Source organism: Pectobacterium parvum (assembly GCF_020971565.1).
Classification (GTDB): Bacteria; Pseudomonadota; Gammaproteobacteria; order Enterobacterales; family Enterobacteriaceae; genus Pectobacterium; species Pectobacterium polare.
Genome location: NZ_CP087392.1, coordinates 2,923,174 through 2,940,397 on the forward strand (window position 1 = coordinate 2,923,174; position 17,224 = coordinate 2,940,397).

The 17,224-nt window shown below is 51.7% G+C and carries 15 protein-coding genes and 1 tRNA gene; 12 read left to right on the plus strand and 4 right to left on the minus strand.

From position 1 onward, the window contains the following. Positions 1–1,617 (plus strand): microcin C ABC transporter ATP-binding protein YejF, encoded by a 1,617-nt coding sequence (gene yejF, locus LOZ86_RS13125; protein ID WP_230242100.1) that lies wholly within the window; start codon positions 1–3, stop codon positions 1,615–1,617. A 40-nt stretch (positions 1,618–1,657) separates the two neighbouring features. Here the strand turns inward: yejF and LOZ86_RS13130 are convergent, their stop codons facing one another. From LOZ86_RS13130 to rsuA, 3 genes are all read right to left on the minus strand, one after another. Next, on the minus strand, positions 1,658–2,002 hold the full coding sequence (locus LOZ86_RS13130) for a YejG family protein (protein ID WP_039485625.1): 345 nt from the start codon (positions 2,000–2,002) through the stop codon (positions 1,658–1,660). A gap of 381 nt (positions 2,003–2,383) precedes the next feature. Next, a complete protein-coding gene (locus tag LOZ86_RS13135) occupies positions 2,384–3,574 on the minus strand; it encodes a Bcr/CflA family multidrug efflux MFS transporter (RefSeq protein ID WP_039485628.1) in 1,191 nt (396 codons plus the stop codon). 40 nt (positions 3,575–3,614) lie between these two features. Further along, positions 3,615–4,310, minus strand: coding sequence for a 16S rRNA pseudouridine(516) synthase RsuA (gene rsuA, locus LOZ86_RS13140; RefSeq protein ID WP_039485631.1), 696 nt, complete (start codon positions 4,308–4,310; stop codon positions 3,615–3,617). Between the two features lie 224 nt (positions 4,311–4,534). On the opposite strand from rsuA, the gene LOZ86_RS13145 reads away from it, so the two are divergent. From LOZ86_RS13145 to LOZ86_RS13160, 4 genes are all read left to right on the plus strand, one after another. Next, the gene (locus LOZ86_RS13145) at positions 4,535–4,774 is read left to right on the plus strand and encodes a YecH family metal-binding protein (protein ID WP_039485634.1); all 240 of its coding nucleotides are present in this window, start codon (positions 4,535–4,537) and stop codon (positions 4,772–4,774) included. A gap of 2 nt (positions 4,775–4,776) precedes the next feature. Further along, positions 4,777–6,537: a DNA repair helicase RadD gene (radD, locus tag LOZ86_RS13150; protein WP_039485637.1), complete on the plus strand. Its 1,761-nt coding sequence runs from the start codon at positions 4,777–4,779 to the stop codon at positions 6,535–6,537. Between the two features lie 259 nt (positions 6,538–6,796). After that, positions 6,797–7,081, plus strand: coding sequence for a 50S ribosomal protein L25 (gene rplY, locus LOZ86_RS13155; RefSeq protein ID WP_039485640.1), 285 nt, complete (start codon positions 6,797–6,799; stop codon positions 7,079–7,081). Between the two features lie 99 nt (positions 7,082–7,180). Continuing rightward, complete coding sequence (locus LOZ86_RS13160; RefSeq protein WP_039485643.1) at positions 7,181–8,329, plus strand: acetyltransferase domain-containing protein; 1,149 nt, start codon at positions 7,181–7,183, stop codon at positions 8,327–8,329. An 82-nt stretch (positions 8,330–8,411) separates the two neighbouring features. On the opposite strand, the gene yejK is transcribed toward LOZ86_RS13160, so the two are convergent. Beyond that, on the minus strand, positions 8,412–9,422 hold the full coding sequence (gene yejK / locus LOZ86_RS13165) for a nucleoid-associated protein YejK (protein WP_039485645.1): 1,011 nt from the start codon (positions 9,420–9,422) through the stop codon (positions 8,412–8,414). Positions 9,423–9,660: 238 nt separating this feature from the next. On the opposite strand from yejK, the gene LOZ86_RS13170 reads away from it, so the two are divergent. The 7 genes from LOZ86_RS13170 to LOZ86_RS13205 all read left to right on the plus strand — a co-directional run bounded on the left by LOZ86_RS13170 (position 9,661) and on the right by LOZ86_RS13205 (position 17,198). Continuing rightward, positions 9,661–9,891 carry a YejL family protein gene (locus LOZ86_RS13170; RefSeq protein WP_005967239.1) on the plus strand — a complete coding sequence of 77 codons (231 nt, stop codon included), beginning with the start codon at positions 9,661–9,663 and terminating at the stop codon, positions 9,889–9,891. 14 nt (positions 9,892–9,905) lie between these two features. Then, positions 9,906–11,654, plus strand: coding sequence for an LPS biosynthesis-modulating metalloenzyme YejM (yejM, locus tag LOZ86_RS13175; protein WP_039485647.1), 1,749 nt, complete (start codon positions 9,906–9,908; stop codon positions 11,652–11,654). Positions 11,655–11,732: 78 nt separating this feature from the next. Then, a tRNA-Pro gene (locus tag LOZ86_RS13180) sits at positions 11,733–11,809 on the plus strand. A 187-nt stretch (positions 11,810–11,996) separates the two neighbouring features. Beyond that, on the plus strand, positions 11,997–13,247 hold the full coding sequence (locus tag LOZ86_RS13185; protein ID WP_230242101.1) for an integrase domain-containing protein: 1,251 nt from the start codon (positions 11,997–11,999) through the stop codon (positions 13,245–13,247). Between the two features lie 299 nt (positions 13,248–13,546). Then, positions 13,547–13,762 carry a helix-turn-helix transcriptional regulator gene (locus LOZ86_RS13190; RefSeq protein WP_103162093.1) on the plus strand — a complete coding sequence of 72 codons (216 nt, stop codon included), beginning with the start codon at positions 13,547–13,549 and terminating at the stop codon, positions 13,760–13,762. Positions 13,763–13,815: 53 nt separating this feature from the next. Beyond that, on the plus strand, positions 13,816–14,577 hold the full coding sequence (locus tag LOZ86_RS21555) for a hypothetical protein (RefSeq protein ID WP_422662171.1): 762 nt from the start codon (positions 13,816–13,818) through the stop codon (positions 14,575–14,577). Positions 14,578–14,591: 14 nt separating this feature from the next. Beyond that, entirely contained in the window at positions 14,592–17,198 is a 2,607-nt protein-coding gene (locus LOZ86_RS13205; protein WP_230242103.1) for a TOPRIM and DUF927 domain-containing protein, read from the plus strand. The last annotated feature ends 26 nt before the right edge of the window (positions 17,199–17,224 follow it).

The following is a 17,224-nucleotide window of genomic DNA, read 5'->3' on the forward strand; positions in this document are numbered from 1 at the left end:
ATGTCCAGTTCACCTTTATTGCAGATAGATAATCTCAGCATTGCCTTCCGCAAAGGCGGTCAGGAACAGCGCGTTGTCGACCAGCTTTCCCTGGCGGTGAACGCGGGTGAGACGCTGGCGCTGGTCGGTGAATCAGGTTCGGGGAAAAGCGTCACCGCGCTGTCGGTTTTGCGTTTGCTCCCCTCCCCGCCCGTGGTTTATCCGCAAGGGGATATCCGCTTCGCAGGGCAGTCGCTGCTGCATGCTGATGAAAAAACACTGCGTCAGATACGTGGCAATCGGATCGCGATGATCTTTCAGGAACCGATGGTGTCGCTTAATCCTTTGCAAAGCATCGAGAAACAACTGATTGAAGTGCTTTCGCTCCACCGTGGCATGCGCACCGAGGCAGCCCGCAGCGAAGTCATCACCTGTCTGGATCGCGTGGGTATTCGGCAGGCTAAAAGCCGGTTGAATGATTTCCCGCACCAGCTTTCCGGCGGGGAACGCCAGCGTGTCATGATTGCGATGGCGCTGCTAACACAGCCGGATTTACTGATTGCCGATGAACCCACAACGGCGCTGGACGTGACCGTTCAAGCGCAAATATTAAAATTGCTGAACGAGCTGAAGCAGGAGCTGGGGATGAGTTTACTATTCATCACCCATAACCTGAATATTGTCCACAAGTTGGCAGATAACGTCTCGGTCATGAAAGCCGGTCAGGCCGTGGAACATAATAGCTGTCAGCAGCTTTTCAGCGCGCCTCAGCATCCCTACACGCGCCAGTTGCTGGATGCAGAACCGTCGGGCGAGCCACTTCCGGTAACCGATGACGGTGAACCAATTCTGCGGGTAGAAAAACTGCACGTTTCGTTTCCCATCAAACGCGGCCTTTTGCGCCGTACCGTTGACGAAAAGCAGGTAGTGAACAATATCAATTTCACCTTGCGACGCGGCGAAAGTCTGGGTCTGGTGGGGGAATCCGGCTCAGGTAAAAGCACGACTGGATTAGCGCTGCTGCGCCTGATTCAATCACGCGGCGATATCTGGTTTGATGGCCAGCCCTTACAAGGGCTGACCCGTAAGCAAATGCTGCCTTTCCGCCACCGAATTCAGGTTGTCTTTCAGGATCCGAACTCCGCGCTGAACCCACGACTGAATGTGGAACAAATTATTGCTGAGGGATTGACCGTCCATCATAAGTTGAGCAAAGAGGCGCTCGACCAGCGCGTGATTGAGGCGATGCAGGAAGTGGGACTGGATCCCACGACCCGCTACCGCTATCCCTCCGAGTTTTCCGGCGGTCAGCGTCAGCGTATCGCTATCGCTCGCGCCCTGATACTGCAACCGGAGCTGCTGATCCTTGATGAACCGACATCCTCGCTGGACAGAACGGTTCAGGCGCAAATTCTGGCGCTGCTGAAGTCATTACAGGAAAAGCACAAAATAGCCTACCTGTTTATCAGCCATGACTTACAGGTTATCCGTTCGCTGTGCCATCAGGTTATTGTATTGCGACAAGGCGAAGTGGTCGAACAAGGGGAATGCAAACAGGTATTCGCGCACCCTGCCGAACATTACACGCGGGAACTACTACAGTTTTCATCCTACACGGCGGAAACGCAGTCAGCATAAATGAGGGAATACCGCAGCGTCAGTCTGCTGACGCTGCGGTTTAAAAAGGGTATTGTGCTGATACGGACTCAGCGATAGCGACACCGACATTCTTCAGACGGCACATTGCTGTGCTTTCATCATTGCGATGCAAAAACAGACACGGCTCGCCTTCCCACTCCAGAACGGCGCATTCAACCTGTATTTCAGACAGGGATTGATTCAGCTGACGCATGATATTCCATGCGATATCACCATCGTGGCTCAACAGTTTGAGACCAATCAGGTTGTTGTCTTCTTCTCTGCCGCTCAGCGGAATCGGTTCAACATTGATACCTGCAAAACCCGATAACCAGCGATAACTTTGCGGCAAACGATGAACTACCGAAAGTTGGAAACTGTCCACTACTGTTTTCCTCAGGTAATAATTCACAAAATAGTAACATATTTATCATAGTAGCGTGTTCACACCATTTCTTGCCACTTTTAGCGAACAAAAAAACAACAAACACGCTTTTCATATCGTGATAGTGGCTAACAGTTCTGATTGCAAGGACTATTAATGCCAAATTGATCACGAATTTTTCTTCTTTTCTGGCTATATGTAACCTTTTCCATTTAATATCTCAACCCTTTTCAGCCCACTTGTTCACTTTTGGGTCAACTATTTTACATTAACAAAACAAAAAGCCATGCCTAGGTATCGCCTTAAGAAGGAAAATGAGGAATAAAAGAGAACAGACTCAGATGCAGGAACATCTTTCCTGCATCTGAGAGGAAGGGAAAATCAGGATGCGGGAGAACGGTTCGCGTACAGATATAGCAGAAAAGCAGCTACCGAACAGATTGCCATCGATAGCACCATCGGCCAGGCGCTATTGAATGAGGCCAGCGATAGGATAACGCCTACGATCGCACCCAGACCGAAGCGTAGCGTGCCAGCCAACGACGATGCCGTCCCTGCCATATGCGGGAAACCATCGAGAATCACCGCCATCGCATTCGACGCCACCATCGCAATACAGCCGACAAACAGTGCCACGCCAAATACCAGCGGTAAGAATCCGAGATCGAACAGGCAGACAATCACCAACCATATTCCCATCGCAAACTGGATCACCAGTCCTGCGCGGAACATCGCCAGCGCACCCAACCGCCGTACATTGCGGCTGTTAAACAACGTCACAACAAAGAGAAAAACGACGTTCAGGGCAAAGTAGTAGCCAAAATTCTGAGGAGAAACGCCATACAGATTGATATACACAAACGGCCCGGCGCTCAGGAAGGAGAACATGCCGCAAAACGACAGCCCGCTTGCCACCATATAGCTGAACACCCGCTTGTGGCGGAACAGGATAGCGAAATTCCCGATGGTGGTGCGCAGATGAAATTTCTGCCGCTTAGCGGGCGGTAGGGTTTCTTTGATAAAAAAGAAAATCAGCGCTGACGCCAGAAAAGCTGCACCAGAGATCGTCCAAAAAATGGAATGCCAGCTAAACCACAGCAGCAGCCAGCCACCAGCAATAGGCGCAATGAGCGGCGCGACAGTCATCACCAACACGACAAACGACATCATGCGAGAAAAATCATCCCGCGAGAACATATCGCGCATCAGAGCATTGATCACCACTGCAGCCGCAGCCGCGGAGACACCGTGCAGAAAACGCATGTAGATCAGCTGCTCTACCGTTTGTGCCAGCGCACAGGCCACACCTGCAAACGCAAAAATCAGCGTACCGCCGAGAATCACAGGCTTACGTCCCAGACTGTCCGCCATCGGCCCGTAGAACATCTGGCCAATCGCAAAGCCCAGTACATAGGTGCTGAGCGTCATTTGGACATGCCCGTCCCCCACGCCAAATTCGTTAGCAATGGTCGGCAACGCAGGTAAATACATATCGATAGCTAACGGCATTAGCATCGAAATCAGGCCGAGAATAAAAATCAGCCCGAAATGAGAAGAGCGGCGTAATTGCACTAATAACTCCAGATTAGAAAAAAGGTCATGCTATGCAGCATTATTTTACGCTGGCGATCTCCTCAGCACTTAACTCCCGGTATTCCCCCGGTTCCAGTTCGCTATCCAGACAGATGCCACCGATACGTTCGCGATGCAGCTCAACGACCCGATTCCCGACCGCCGCAAACATCCTTTTCACCTGATGGTAGCGACCTTCGCTAATCGTCAGTCGAACGACATAATCCGTTATTTTCTCAAGCGTAGCGGGTTTGGTGAGGTTCTTCTCGTTATGCAGTTGCACACCTGCCGTAAATTGCGCGGCGGTGTCCTCGGCCAGCGGCTGTTCCAGCGTCACCAGATAGGTTTTTTCACACTGGTGCTTAGGCGAGGTAATGCGATGCGACCATTGCCCATCGTCAGTTAACAGCACCAGTCCGGTGGTATCGATATCCAGACGCCCTGCCGCGTGCAGTTTGTACGCCACTGGGACATCCATGAAATACAGAATAGTGGGATGATCGGGATCGTCCGTTGAACAGACGTAACCCTGAGGCTTATTCAACATGAAATAGCGCGGGCCATTCTGTTGTTTCAGCGGTTCGCCATCAAACTCAACCTGATGCTCAGGGGATAACTTGAACGCGCCGCTTTTTACCACTTCACCATCAACGGTAACACGCTCTGCATGGAGTTCACGCGCTACCAGTGAGCGGCTAATTTCCAACTGCTGGGATAAAAATTTGTCCAATCGCATTAACACTCACTACCTATCTCAAATAACTGCCAATCTCAAATCGTGAGACCCTAAATTGTGAGAGGGTAGTATAACGGGGCTTTGCTCACTCGTCCTGCAATTCACTGCCCCTACGTTGCTCTTTTTAGCCCACTTTCAGGCTACACGCCCTCTGTTTATCCCTCGCGCTGGGTATTATCAACAGGCATAATAGGGGTAATTTTTTATCTCTTGAGGGCAACCGCATGTCATCTATCCACGGTCATGAAGTTTTGCAAATGATGCTTGCGTCCGGTGAGTCGTTTACCACTGAACAGCTGATTACCACCATAGAAGATCGCTTCGGCAGCGCGGCGCGCTTTCATACCTGCTCCGCCGAAAATATGACGGCCTCAATGCTGGTGCAATTTCTGTCTGAACGAGGAAAATTCATCCCGCACGATGCAGGCTTTACCACCAGCGCCAGTAAAATCTGCCAGCACTAGTTATGTCGTTCACGCTGCGGCCTTACCAGCGTGAGGCTGTTTCCGCCACACTCGACTATTTTCGCCGTCACACCCAACCGGCCGTCATCGTTTTGCCTACCGGTGCGGGGAAAAGCCTGGTTATCGCCGAACTGGCGCGGCTTGCTCGTGGTCGTGTACTGGTGCTTGCACACGTCAAGGAACTGGTCGCGCAAAACCATGCCAAATACCGCGCCCTGGATTTGGAAGCGGATATCTTCGCGGCAGGACTGCAGCAGCGCGAGAGTCAGGGAAAGGTGGTCTTTGGCAGCGTGCAGTCCGTCGCGCGTAATCTCGACCAGTTCGATAGCGCCTTCTCCCTGCTGATTATTGATGAATGCCACCGCATTAGTGACGACGATAACAGCCAATATCAACAAATCATCCAGCATCTGCAAAAGACTAACCCCCAGCTGCGGCTGCTCGGTTTAACGGCGACGCCCTATCGGCTTGGCAAAGGCTGGATATATCAGTATCACTATCACGGCATGATCCGTGGCGATGAACGCAGTTTGTTTCGCGACTGCATCTATGAGCTGCCGCTGCGTTACATGATCAAGCATGGCTTTCTGGTACCGCCTGACAGACTGGATATGCCGGTGGTGCAATATGATTTCAGTAAGCTCGTCGCCCGCCGCAACGGGCTATTCAGCGAAGCCGACCTGAACCTCGAACTCAAGCGTCAGCAGCGCGTCACGCCGCATATCATCAGCCAGGTCATCGATTATGCGCAAACGCGGCGCGGCGTGATGATTTTTGCGTCCACCGTCGAGCATGCCAAAGAAATTACGGCCTTATTACCAAGCGGTCAGGCTGCGCTGGTCAGCGCCGATACACCAGCAGCGGAACGTGATGCGCTGATTGAGGCTTTTAAACAGCAGTCGCTACGCTATCTGGTCAACGTGGCGGTGCTGACAACCGGGTTTGATGCCCCGCATGTCGACCTTATTGCTATCCTTCGCCCAACAGAATCCGTCAGCTTGTATCAGCAAATCGTCGGACGCGGCTTACGTTTATATCCGGGGAAAACGGACTGTCTGATTCTGGATTACGCGGGTAATCCGCACGATCTCTATACGCCAGAGGTTGGCAACAGCAAACCGCATGCTGGCAGCCAGCCAGTACAGGTCTTCTGCCCCGAATGTGGCTTTGCCAATCTATTCTGGGGAAAAACCACCCCAGACGGCGACATCATCGAACACTATGGCCGCCGCTGTCAGGGCTGGGAAATGACGGAAAGCAGCCAACGCCAACAGTGTGATTTCCGGTTTAGGTTTAAAGTCTGTCCGCACTGCGGCGCGGAAAACGACATTGCCGCGCGGCGCTGCCATCAGTGTGACGAAGTATTGGTCGATCCTGACGATATGCTGAAAGCGGCGCTGAAGCTAAAAGATGCATTGGTTTTACGCTGTAGCGGCATGAGTTTCGAGCAGGGGCAGGATGCGAAGGGAGAATGGCTGAAGATTACCTACCATGATGAAGAAGGTGCCGAAGTTAGCGAACGTTTTCGCCTGCACACTACCGCTCAGCGCCACGTTTTCCTGCAACAGTTCTTACGTGTTCACCAACGCGCACCGGGAACCCCGTTTAACTGGCAAAATGCCGCTGACGTCATCTCACAGCAACCTTTATTACGCGCGCCTGATTTTGTCGTCGCCCGCAAACACGGAAAATTCTGGCAAATACGCGAAAAGCTCTTTGATTATCAGGGACGCTTTCGCCGCGCCAACGAGTTCCGCGGCTAAGGTATACTCTAAATAATTCGAGTTTCAGGCAGGCGGCAAGTGAGGGAATCCCGATGAGCTTACTCAGGTAAGTGATTCGGGTGACTGAACGTAGCCAACGCACATACAACTTGAAGTATGACGAGTAATTTTGGGATTCATTTGCCCGCAGAGCCATATTCCGCTAGAATTCAGCCCGCTTTTGTTCGCAAAAGCTGAATAGTCCCACCTGTTGCTGGGTCGCCTGTAGCAGGAATACTTTATATAAGTAGAGAAGAAAATGATTATTATCAAAGCAGAAGCACGTCAAGGTCAGGGTAAGGGTGCGAGCCGCCGCCTGCGTTCAGCTGGTAAATTCCCAGCCATCGTTTACGGTGGTTCAGAAGCACCAGTATCTATCGAACTGGATCACGATTCAGTAAAAAACCAAGAAGTGAAAGATGGCTTCTACGGTGAAACACTGATCCTGTCTATCGATGGCAAAGAAGTTCAAGTTAAAGTTCAGGCTGTACAACGTCACGTTTACAAGCCAAAACTGACTCACATCGACTTCGTTCGCGTTTAGTTTGCGCTGAAGTTGTTTTCCGGGACGCCGGAAAAGAAGAACGCCGCTTATGCGGCGTTTTTTTTATAAAAATTTATTCATTCACAAAGGAATGTGAACATGTCTCGTGATATCTCACAGCGACTTATCGCTATCGATGCACTGCGCGGTCTGGTTATGGTACTGATGCTACTGGACCATGTGCGGGAAACCTTTTATCTGCACCTGCAACTCGCCGATCCGATTGATGTAACCAGTACCGACCCCATGCTATTCATCAACCGTACGCTGGCGCATCTGTGTGCTCCCGTATTTGTCTTTTTAACCGGGCTTTCTGCGGCGCTTTATCATCAGAAAGTGCAAGATCGTCGACAAACCGCCCTCTTCCTGTTCCAGCGCGGCTTAATTCTCATTCTTCTTGAGCTCACGCTAATCAACTTCGCGTGGACGTTCCAATTCCCGCCGCAGGTCATCTATTTACAGGTCATCTGGGCAATCGGTATGAGCATGCTCGCCCTCAGCGCGCTGATCTGGCTCCCTGCCGGGCTGGTTTTCATACTAGGCATCGTTATTGTGGGTGGACATAACCTGCTGGACCCTCTGCATGCTTCCGCAGGCTCCATCTGGTCTATTCCCTGGGCAATTCTGCACGATCGCGGTTGGATAGACATCGGCGACACATTCCGTATGCGTACTTCATACCCGGTATTGCCTTGGATTGGCGTCATTTCGCTTGGCTATGTGGCTGGGGCGCTATACCGAAAAGAGGTATTTCCGCTTCAGCGCCAGAAAGCCCTGCTCACTCTGGCAGGGATCACGCTAGCGCTGTTCTTCGTTCTGCGTAGCATCAATCTGTATGGCGAAAAGCCCTGGCAGCAAGGTGATGTCATCACGCAGACGCTCATGAGTTATTTCAACATCACGAAATACCCGCCATCGCTGCTGTTCCTCTGTCTGACGCTGAGCATCGGGCTTTGCCTGCTTGCCGTATTCGAGCGTCAGCAACAAAAGCGCTGGCTCGTTATACTGGCAAGCTTCGGCGCCGCACCGATGTTTTTCTACCTACTGCATCTGTATGTTTTAAAAGGGATGTATTTAACCGCTGTCGCGATCTGGGGGAAGAATCAGGGAGAATGGTTCGGCTTTTCCGCCGTCTGGCAATTGTGGGTGTGCACTCTGGTGCTGATGGTCGTGTTATTTTCACCAGTTCGTGCGTTTGCCCGCTTAAAAGCACGCCGCAGAGACATCAGCTGGCTTAAATACTTCTAATCACTATCATTTCAAACCATTATCAGCTACGGCCCTTTTCCTGAAGTCAGAAAAAGGGCCGTGTCGTCTTCTGGCGCGATGTCTACTGCTTACCGCTGCTCGTCCGACGTTGTAACTGATCGCGCAGATTCGGTGGCGTGCCTTTAATCGTTAACGTATCCGTCGCGGGATCCCAGAAAATTCGCTCGCCGAGCAATAGCGCATCAAAATTCAGGCTAATACCGCCGCCGCTGCCAGCAAATTTGGTCAACTGGCGCAGTGTTCCACGATCGGCAGGGAAACTCTCTTCCAGCTCATAGCCCTGATCGGCTGAAAACTGCTGAAAGGTTTTCTCGCCCAGCGGCGGCAGTTCTTGCGACAGCGATGCCAGTTCGATTTCCTCACCGGACTGCAACTGCTCATTACAGTAGCTATACACCTGCTGACGATAATTCTGGCGCTCGTTTTTATCTAGCTGTGCCTCATCACAATACTCATCGACTGCTTTCAGCAAGCCACGGTTTTGTGCTTTGGTGTCCAGCCCTTCTGACGCTGCCAGAAAATCCATAAAGAAGTCAGATACTTTGCGCCCGACGCGGCCTTTGAGGAACGTCAGATAGCGAGTGGATTCCGGATTAACTTCCCATTCCGTCAAATCGATACGCGCAACGATATCGGCATGATTGATATCCAGATAGTGCGTGGTGCTGATATCCAGCTGTTCATTCACTCGCATGCTGTTGCAGCTATTGAGCACCGATATCAGTAAATACTCGACCGCTAAATAGCGATACTGGCAGAACAACACGATACCGCCTTCAGCAAACGGGTACTTCGCCAGCTCCTCACGCAAGCGTCCGGTCGCGGCGCGTGAGAAACTGAGAAAATCCTCATCCCCTTTGCGACAAGCCCGCAGTGCATCCGCCAGCTCGCTTTGCTCATTAAACAGCCCATAGGCCTTACTCTTGGCGCTGTAGACGCGATGCAGTTCAGCCATCATCTCTTCTACTGCCGCATTGGTTGGCAATAGGGAATCACGCAACACCATTTCCAGCGTTTGCTCGTCACGTTTAATTAGCTGATGCAGGGCAATCTGGGCGATATCCAGACTCATGATAAACTCTCCTTTTGGCAAGGCGCGTATTCAAACACTGATACGAACGCCCCGCAACACATTAAAGCTGGCCCTTTACATCTGTACGCGCGCTAAGCGTCTACACTACTTATTGATAAAATTCCGTTTATTGATAAAAGTACGCCAGCGATAAAAGTACGTTAATGATAAAAGTGCAGAAAAGCATAAGCCTATACGGTAAGATAAGCGACTTTACCAGCTTGAGATACGCCATTTTATGCCACAATCATCCCGTTATAGTGACGAACACGTTGAACAACTGCTTTCTGAGATGGTCAATGTTCTGGAAAAGCACCACGCCCCAACCGATCTTGCTTTGATGGTGCTCGGTAACATGGTGACGAACCTGATTAACACCAGCATCGCGCCTGCACAACGTCAGGTTCTGGCACGTTCTTTCGCTGAAGCCTTACAGGCTTCGATTAAAAAAGCCGATAAAGCTCACTAAGTTTTGACCAACGTATGGTAACCAACCGTCAGCGCTACCGCGAAAAAGTCTCCCAGATGATCAGTTGGGGACACTGGTTCGCCTTATTCAACATTTTGCTCACTTTGGGGCTGGGTAGCCGCTACCTGTTTGTTGCCGATTGGCCGACGTCCCTGTTCGGTCGACTTTACGCACTGGTTAGCTGGCTGGGTCATTTTAGCTTTATCGTCTTTGCTGCCTATCTGCTGGTCATCTTCCCGCTCACGTTTATTGTGATGTCGCAGCGCCTGTTGCGGTTCCTGTCTGCGGCGCTGGCAACGGCCGGGCTGACGATACTGCTAGTGGATGTTGAAGTCTTTACACGCTTTCACTTGCACCTCAACAGCACCGTTTGGGAACTCGTCGTCAACCCGGGACAGGGTGAGATTGCCCGCGACTGGCAGTGGATGTTTATCGGCATTCCGTTGATTTTCATGGCAGAAATGCTGTTCGGCACCTGGTGCTGGCAGAAACTCCGCAGCCTGAACCGTCGCCATTTTGGCAAACCGTTAGCGGGCGTTTTCATCTCAGCGTTCTTTGCGTCACATCTGATGTATATCTGGGCCGATGCGAATTTCTATCGCCCAATTACCATGCAGCGCGCCAACCTGCCGCTGTCTTATCCGATGACGGCACGTCGTTTTCTGGAAAAACATGGCCTGCTGGATGCACAGGTATATCAGCGTCGGCTGACTCAGCAGGGCAATCCTGAAGCCATGACGGTGGAGTATCCGCTCAGTAACATCTCCTTCCGCGATAGCGGCAGCGGCTACAACCTGCTGATGGTGATGATCGACGATACGCAACCCGACGCCATACAAAACCGGATGCCGAAGCTATCGCGCTTCGCCGAGGAAAACGTGCGGTTTAGCGATCATTACGATTCAGGATCTCAGCCAGACGCCGCCTTGTTTAACCTGTTTTACGGCCTCTCGACGACCTATATGGACGGCATCCTGAGCGCGCGCAAACCTTCCGCCTTGATCACCGCGTTAAGCCAGCAGGGCTATCAGTTTGGGCTATTTTCGGCGAACGGCTTCAACAGCCCGCTTTATCGTCAAGCGCTGCTTTCTGATTTCTCTTTGCCTGCGCCGCAGCAGCAAGGCGGCGATGCCATCATTACGCAATGGCAGGAATGGCTCAACCGCGATAATAATCCAGCGCCTTGGTTCTCTTACGTTGAACTGAGCAGCGCACCGAAAACCGCAGATGGCAAAGGTGCGGAGCCTAACGGCCGCATGAATATTCAGGACGTTGACCGCCAGATTGGGCAAATCATTAGTACCCTGCAGGAAAAAAACATTCTGAATAACACGGTCGTCATCGTGACAACGGCACAAAACCAGAATGCCAATACCAGCAACGCGACACGTTTTGCCCGTACCCAATGGCAAACGCCACTCATTGTTCACTGGCCGAACACGCCTGCGCAGACCATTACGAAAATGACGGATAACAAAGACGTCATGACCACGCTAATGCAGCGCCTGCTCCACGTTAAAAACAGCACGGATGATTATTCACAGGGTGAAGACCTGTTCTCTGCCCAACGACGCTACCCGTGGTTGATTAACGGCAACGGCGGCACGCTGCTCATCACGACGCAGGATCAGCTCATCGTCTTGGAAAGCAACGGCAACTACCGGGCTTACGACATGGCGGGAAATCGGTTGAATGATGAAAAACCGCAGCTTGCCCTACTCTTGCAGGTACTAACGAATGAAAGGCGCTTCATTGCCAACTAACTGCCTAAATCTAAAGCAGTCATTCCATCCGGCTATTGCAATAAAGTCAGGAAAAGGTAGTATAAATGCCCATAGCATCGGCACGTAGCGCAGCCTGGTAGCGCACCGTCATGGGGTGTCGGGGGTCGGAGGTTCAAATCCTCTCGTGCCGACCAAATACATATTCGGTTAGTATCGTTTACTACCGGAAACCCCACAAGAACCCGCATTCTCACTGAGTTTGCGGGTTTTTTGTTGCCTGTTATCTATCGGCATACCCCGTTTACAGCCGGAAAGTTTGGGACTACATTTGGGACTAAATCAACGTAGTCCCATAAAACCGTAGTCCCAAAGGTAACGATCATGGCAATTCAGGCAAAGCCCCTCACAAACACGGAAGTCAAAGCTGCTAAAGCAATAGACAAAGAATTGTCGCTACATGATGGTGGCGGGCTGCTATTGTTCGTCAAACCTTCCGGCACAAAGACATGGCGTTTTCGCTATTACCACCCACAAGCTAAAAAGCGCACTACGCTGACGTTTGGTAGCTATCCGGCAATTTCTTTGGCTGATGCAAGGCAAATGCGGGAAGCCGCAAAAGCGCTCTTAGAAAAAAATATCGATCCACAATTCCACCAGCAACAGCAGCGCGAACAAGAGCAAGCCATCAACCTGAACACGTTCGCCAAAGTTTCCGCCGACTGGTACGAAGTGAAAAAGTCTCAACCGCTGGCCGAGAACACCATTAAAGATATCTGGCGCTCGCTGGAAAAATACGTGTTCCCGTTCATCGGAACCTTACCGATCACCCAGCTTACCGCTCGTCACTTCATCACCGCGTTGGAACCGATACAGGCCAGCGGCAAACTGGAAACCGTCAAGCGGGTAAGCCAGCGAATTAACGAGGTAATGGATTATGCGGTTAACTCTGGGCTGATTCCTGCTAACCCCGCAGCCAAGATCCGCAAAGCCTTTCAGACGCCAGTGAAAACCCATATGCCGACCATTCGGCCAGAGGCATTACCTGGCTTGATGAAAACGCTATCGGTCGCCAGCATTGAGTTACAGACCCGCTTATTGATTGAATGGCAGCTACTGACCGTTACCCGCCCTGCCGAAGCCGCTGAGACCCGCTGGAGCGAAATAAACCTTACAGATAACACCTGGACGATCCCCGCTGGCCGCATGAAGATGCGCCGCGAGCACGTTATTCCCCTACCCCCGCAGGCATTAGCCATTTTGGACGCCATGAAGCCCATCAGCGGCCATCGAGAATACCTGTTTCCTTCCAGTAAAGATCCCAAACAGCCGATGAACAGCCAGACCGCTAATGCCGCATTGCGTCGTATGTGTTACAAAGGTGTGCTGGTGTCTCATGGCCTACGCGCCATATTCAGTACAGCGGCCAATGAAGAAGGCTTCCCGCCAGATGTGATTGAAGCCGCCCTCGCCCACGTAGACACCAACGAAGTGCGCCGCGCCTATAACCGATCCACTTATCTGGAACAGCGCAAAATATTGATGTGCTGGTGGGGTGAATTTGTAGAAACAGCCGCAACGGGAAAAGTCATGGCGTCGGAAGGAGCCAGAGGATTGCGCGCAGTTAATGGCTGACACTGTATTTACATATGGGGCAATAAACGGAACCAGAAAAACACGCGGAATAAGAATGAATTTTTTCATAAACTGATTGCAAAACAGCGTTCAATCACCAGAATCATTTATTTGAGTAAGTGATTCTGGATTTTTTCACTTTCTCTATCCCTGAAACTCGAATTATTTAGCTCATATCATTATTCCAAAAATTTACTTACCTTCCAATTTTAAACCTTAATTATCATACACCTCCCTCTAGAACCGTTTAACTATCTGCACTGACCGGACAACGCCGGTTTCATTGGAGATAAACACGTATGAACCTGTTAGACAGAAAAATCCTGTTAAAGAAAGAAGTGAAAGCCATTCTGCGCGTTAATTCAGACAGCAGCTTTCAGGAAATGATCAATGCCGGAGAATTCCCCAAAGGGTTTCGGGTTGGTTTACGGCGCGTAGGCTGGTTCGAGGATGAAGTTAGCGATTGGTTAAGGCAACGCATTGCCGAACGTGACCAGCAAACCGAAACCGCATAAGTCGACACATCCATTCTTATTGCCGCGATAGCGGCATATCGGAATCAAAAAATATGATGATCCAAAAATCTGGCACTGGCTGGAACGGGCATTGCTACGCCGAAAGTCAGGAAACAGCCTTTTTTATACACAATAGCGAGTCCATTTTTCTCACTCTGAAAAATGCGCAACGCTTAGCAAACCCAATACAAAACGTATTGACGCTGGCGGGGCATCTGGCTTATCGTTTCACCGTTGCCGCAAAATCGGCGACCAGGTTTGACAGCCTGAATGTACAAGCGGACGACCGCTTTAGTTTCATGCGGTTTTTTTACGTCCGTAAACCAAGTTATGCCCAAATTATGGTGGGGCGTAATGGGGGAGCCTTCGGGCTCGCCGGTTTCTTGTACGCCGGTCTGTCAACCCTGTTACGTCTCACCACCCCGATTGACAGCGGAGTGGTGGGGTTTTCAATCCCGTACAAGAGGCCGCCGCTATGGTTGCTACCCCTACCCCGTTTCACCCTCATTTCACCTTTCTCTTTCTGGCGGTCTACCGCACAGCACCGCACGAAAAACCGCAACGTAAAACCATCATTGCGCCGAACGAGCGATCCGCTCATCAGCATTTTGAGCCTGATTTTATTCTGTTCTTTGCTGGCCGCCTTCCCGTTCAGGAGGTGCGCCATGTTTGATAACACGCCGCTGGAACAGGAAGAACTGATCGATCAGTGCCGTGCATTGGCTTATGCCATCGTGGAGTTAAGGGAGCCGCAGGCAAAAGAGATCCTGATGTTCATTCTTGCCGAACGGCTTGATGCGCTCCACCGTGCGTAGGAGGACGAGGCCGCATGAGCAACACGTTTATTCAAGACGTGCGGACAAAAGCCAACGGCCATTGGGAGGGAATTTTGCAGCGGTTAGGCATCCCGACCAATCGGCAGGAAAGTGAATGTCCCAACTGTGGCGGGAATACCCGCTACCGTTTTGACGATAAAGAAGGTCGTGGCACCTATTTTTGTTCTCACTGCGGCGCAGGAACCGGACTGGATCTGGTGATGAAAGTGAATAAGTGCGATGCGTGGCAAGCAGCGGAACGGGTCGCCGAGGTGCTGGCGCTTCCGTTGCCAGTCGTTCCCCCCTCCAGTGAAAAGCCTGATCATCGTCTGATTGCCGAGCGGGTAAATTCGCTAGTGGCGAAAGCGGTATCGGGTCAATCTGACTATCTGCTGAATAAGGGGCTGCAACGCCCCTCACTACTGCTGGATGATGGTTCCCTGTTGCTGGCACTGCAAAACATGAACGGCACCACCACTGGCGCACAGCTAATCAAACCTAATGGCGAGAAAAAGTTAATTGCTGGTAGTCGCAAGAAAGGCGCATTGATTCCCGTTAATATTCTGCCTGAACATACGGATACGGTGATTATTGCCGAAGGTTACGCCACGGCAATTACGGCATCGTTACTGATGCAATGTGTCGCTATCAGCGCGTTAGATAGCGGGAATCTGATTCACGTTGCACGATCTTGCCGTGCTGTCTGGCCGGACGCCAAAATCATCCTTGCAGCGGACAATGACAACAAACCTGATGGTAGTAACACTGGAAAAATCGCGGCTGAAAAAGCGGCACAGGCGGTAAACGGTTGGGTGGCACTCCCGCCGACAACTGAAAAAGCTGACTGGAATGATTACTATCAGCAGCATGGCGCGACGGTATCCATATCGACCTTTGCCGCTTCACTTTATCAGCCAGGACAAAAACCGCTGCCGTCTTCCGATTCCCCCTTAAAACCTTACGCAGACATTCGTCATGGCGGGCTGTATTGGGTAGAGCCGAAGACTGACCATGACAGCAGCGACATTATCGAGCGTGAAAGCTGGCTGTCTGATCCTATTACGGTAGCGGGTATCGGATCGGATGAGTCAGAGCGTTATCTGGTTCTAAGCTGGACGCCAAGCGGTGAAAATCAGCTCCGCACCGAAGCCATTCCAATGCGCGATATTGGCGAACGTGAAGGCTGGGCGCGATTACGTGCGGGTGGGCTGGCAGTCACGGCCAAAGGTGGGTTACGAGCAATACTAGCCGATCACTTATGTCGCAGTCATGCGGGTTGCCGCTGGGCAATCGCCAGCGCGACCGGCTGGCAACATGGAGCGTACCTAATGCCGGACGGTTCTGTTATCGGCACACCGAGCATTCCTGTCTTGTTCAACGGTAAATCGGGTGCTGCCAAAGGTTATGCTACCAGAGGAACAGCGCAAAGCTGGCGCGAAAACGTCGCAGCGCTGGCACAGGGTAATCCCTCCATGATGTTGGGGGTCGCTTGTGCCTTTGCTGCCCCGCTTATCGGGCTGGTAAACGCGGACGGATTCGGCGTCCATCTATTTGGCGGTTCCTCTGCGGGTAAAACCACCACTGGCAATATCGCATCTTCTGTCTATGGCGATCCTAATGCGCTTAAACTAACGTGGTATTCCACTGCGCCAGGACTGGTGAACGAAGCCGCCGCCCACAATGACGGTTTTATGCCGCTGGATGAAATCGGGCAAGGCAGCAATCGCAAAGCCGTGGCCGATGCCGCCTATGCACTGTTTAACGGCGTGGGTAAAATTCAGGGAGCCAGAGAAGGCGGCAACCGAGAGCTAAAACGCTGGCGGGCAATGGCGTTCAGTACCGGCGAGATAGACCTGGAAAGCTATATCCGCGCTGACGGTGGACGGGTAAATGCTGGTCAATTGGTGCGCCTGCTGAATGTCCCGATCACCAAAGCGACGGTATTTCATGGTTATCAGGATGGCAAAGCTCATGCCGACGCGATCCGTGATGCCAGCAACGCGCATTATGGTGCAGTCGGTCGAGCGTGGATCACCGGCCTTACCAGCCAGAAAGAAAACGCGCTGGCAACCTACCGCGAAACAGAACGGCGCTGGTTATCACTGTTACCCGATGATGCCAGCGAACAAGTGCGGCGTGTGGCGTCACGTTTTGCCGTGCTGGAAGCCGCTTTATTAGTCTCAGCCTCTTTAACTGGCTGGACAGCGCAAGAATGCCACGATGCGCTACAACATAGCTTCTATGCCTGGGTAAATGAATTTGGCATGGGCAACCGTGAGGCCAAAGCCTGGGTAGAACAGGCTGATGCCTTTTTGCACCAGTTTGGCTACAGCCGTTATTTACCGCATCCCAATCCAGATCCACGCGATTTACCCATCAAGGATCTGGCAGGCTATCGGGTGAAAAAGCCAGGAGCCGATACGCTGGTGTTTCACACCTTCCCCGCAGTGTTCAATAACGAGATTGCCGCTGGTGCCAATGCCGCTGCGTTTGCGCAGGTGCTGGCCGACGCCGGAATGCTGGACAAACCTGCCAAAGGCATTACACGTAAATCACTGCGCATTGACGGCAAACAGCCGCGCTTTGTGGTGCTCATGACGCTCGACGACGAGGAAGAGTAAATCACGTGTAAGGTAAAATAAGGTCG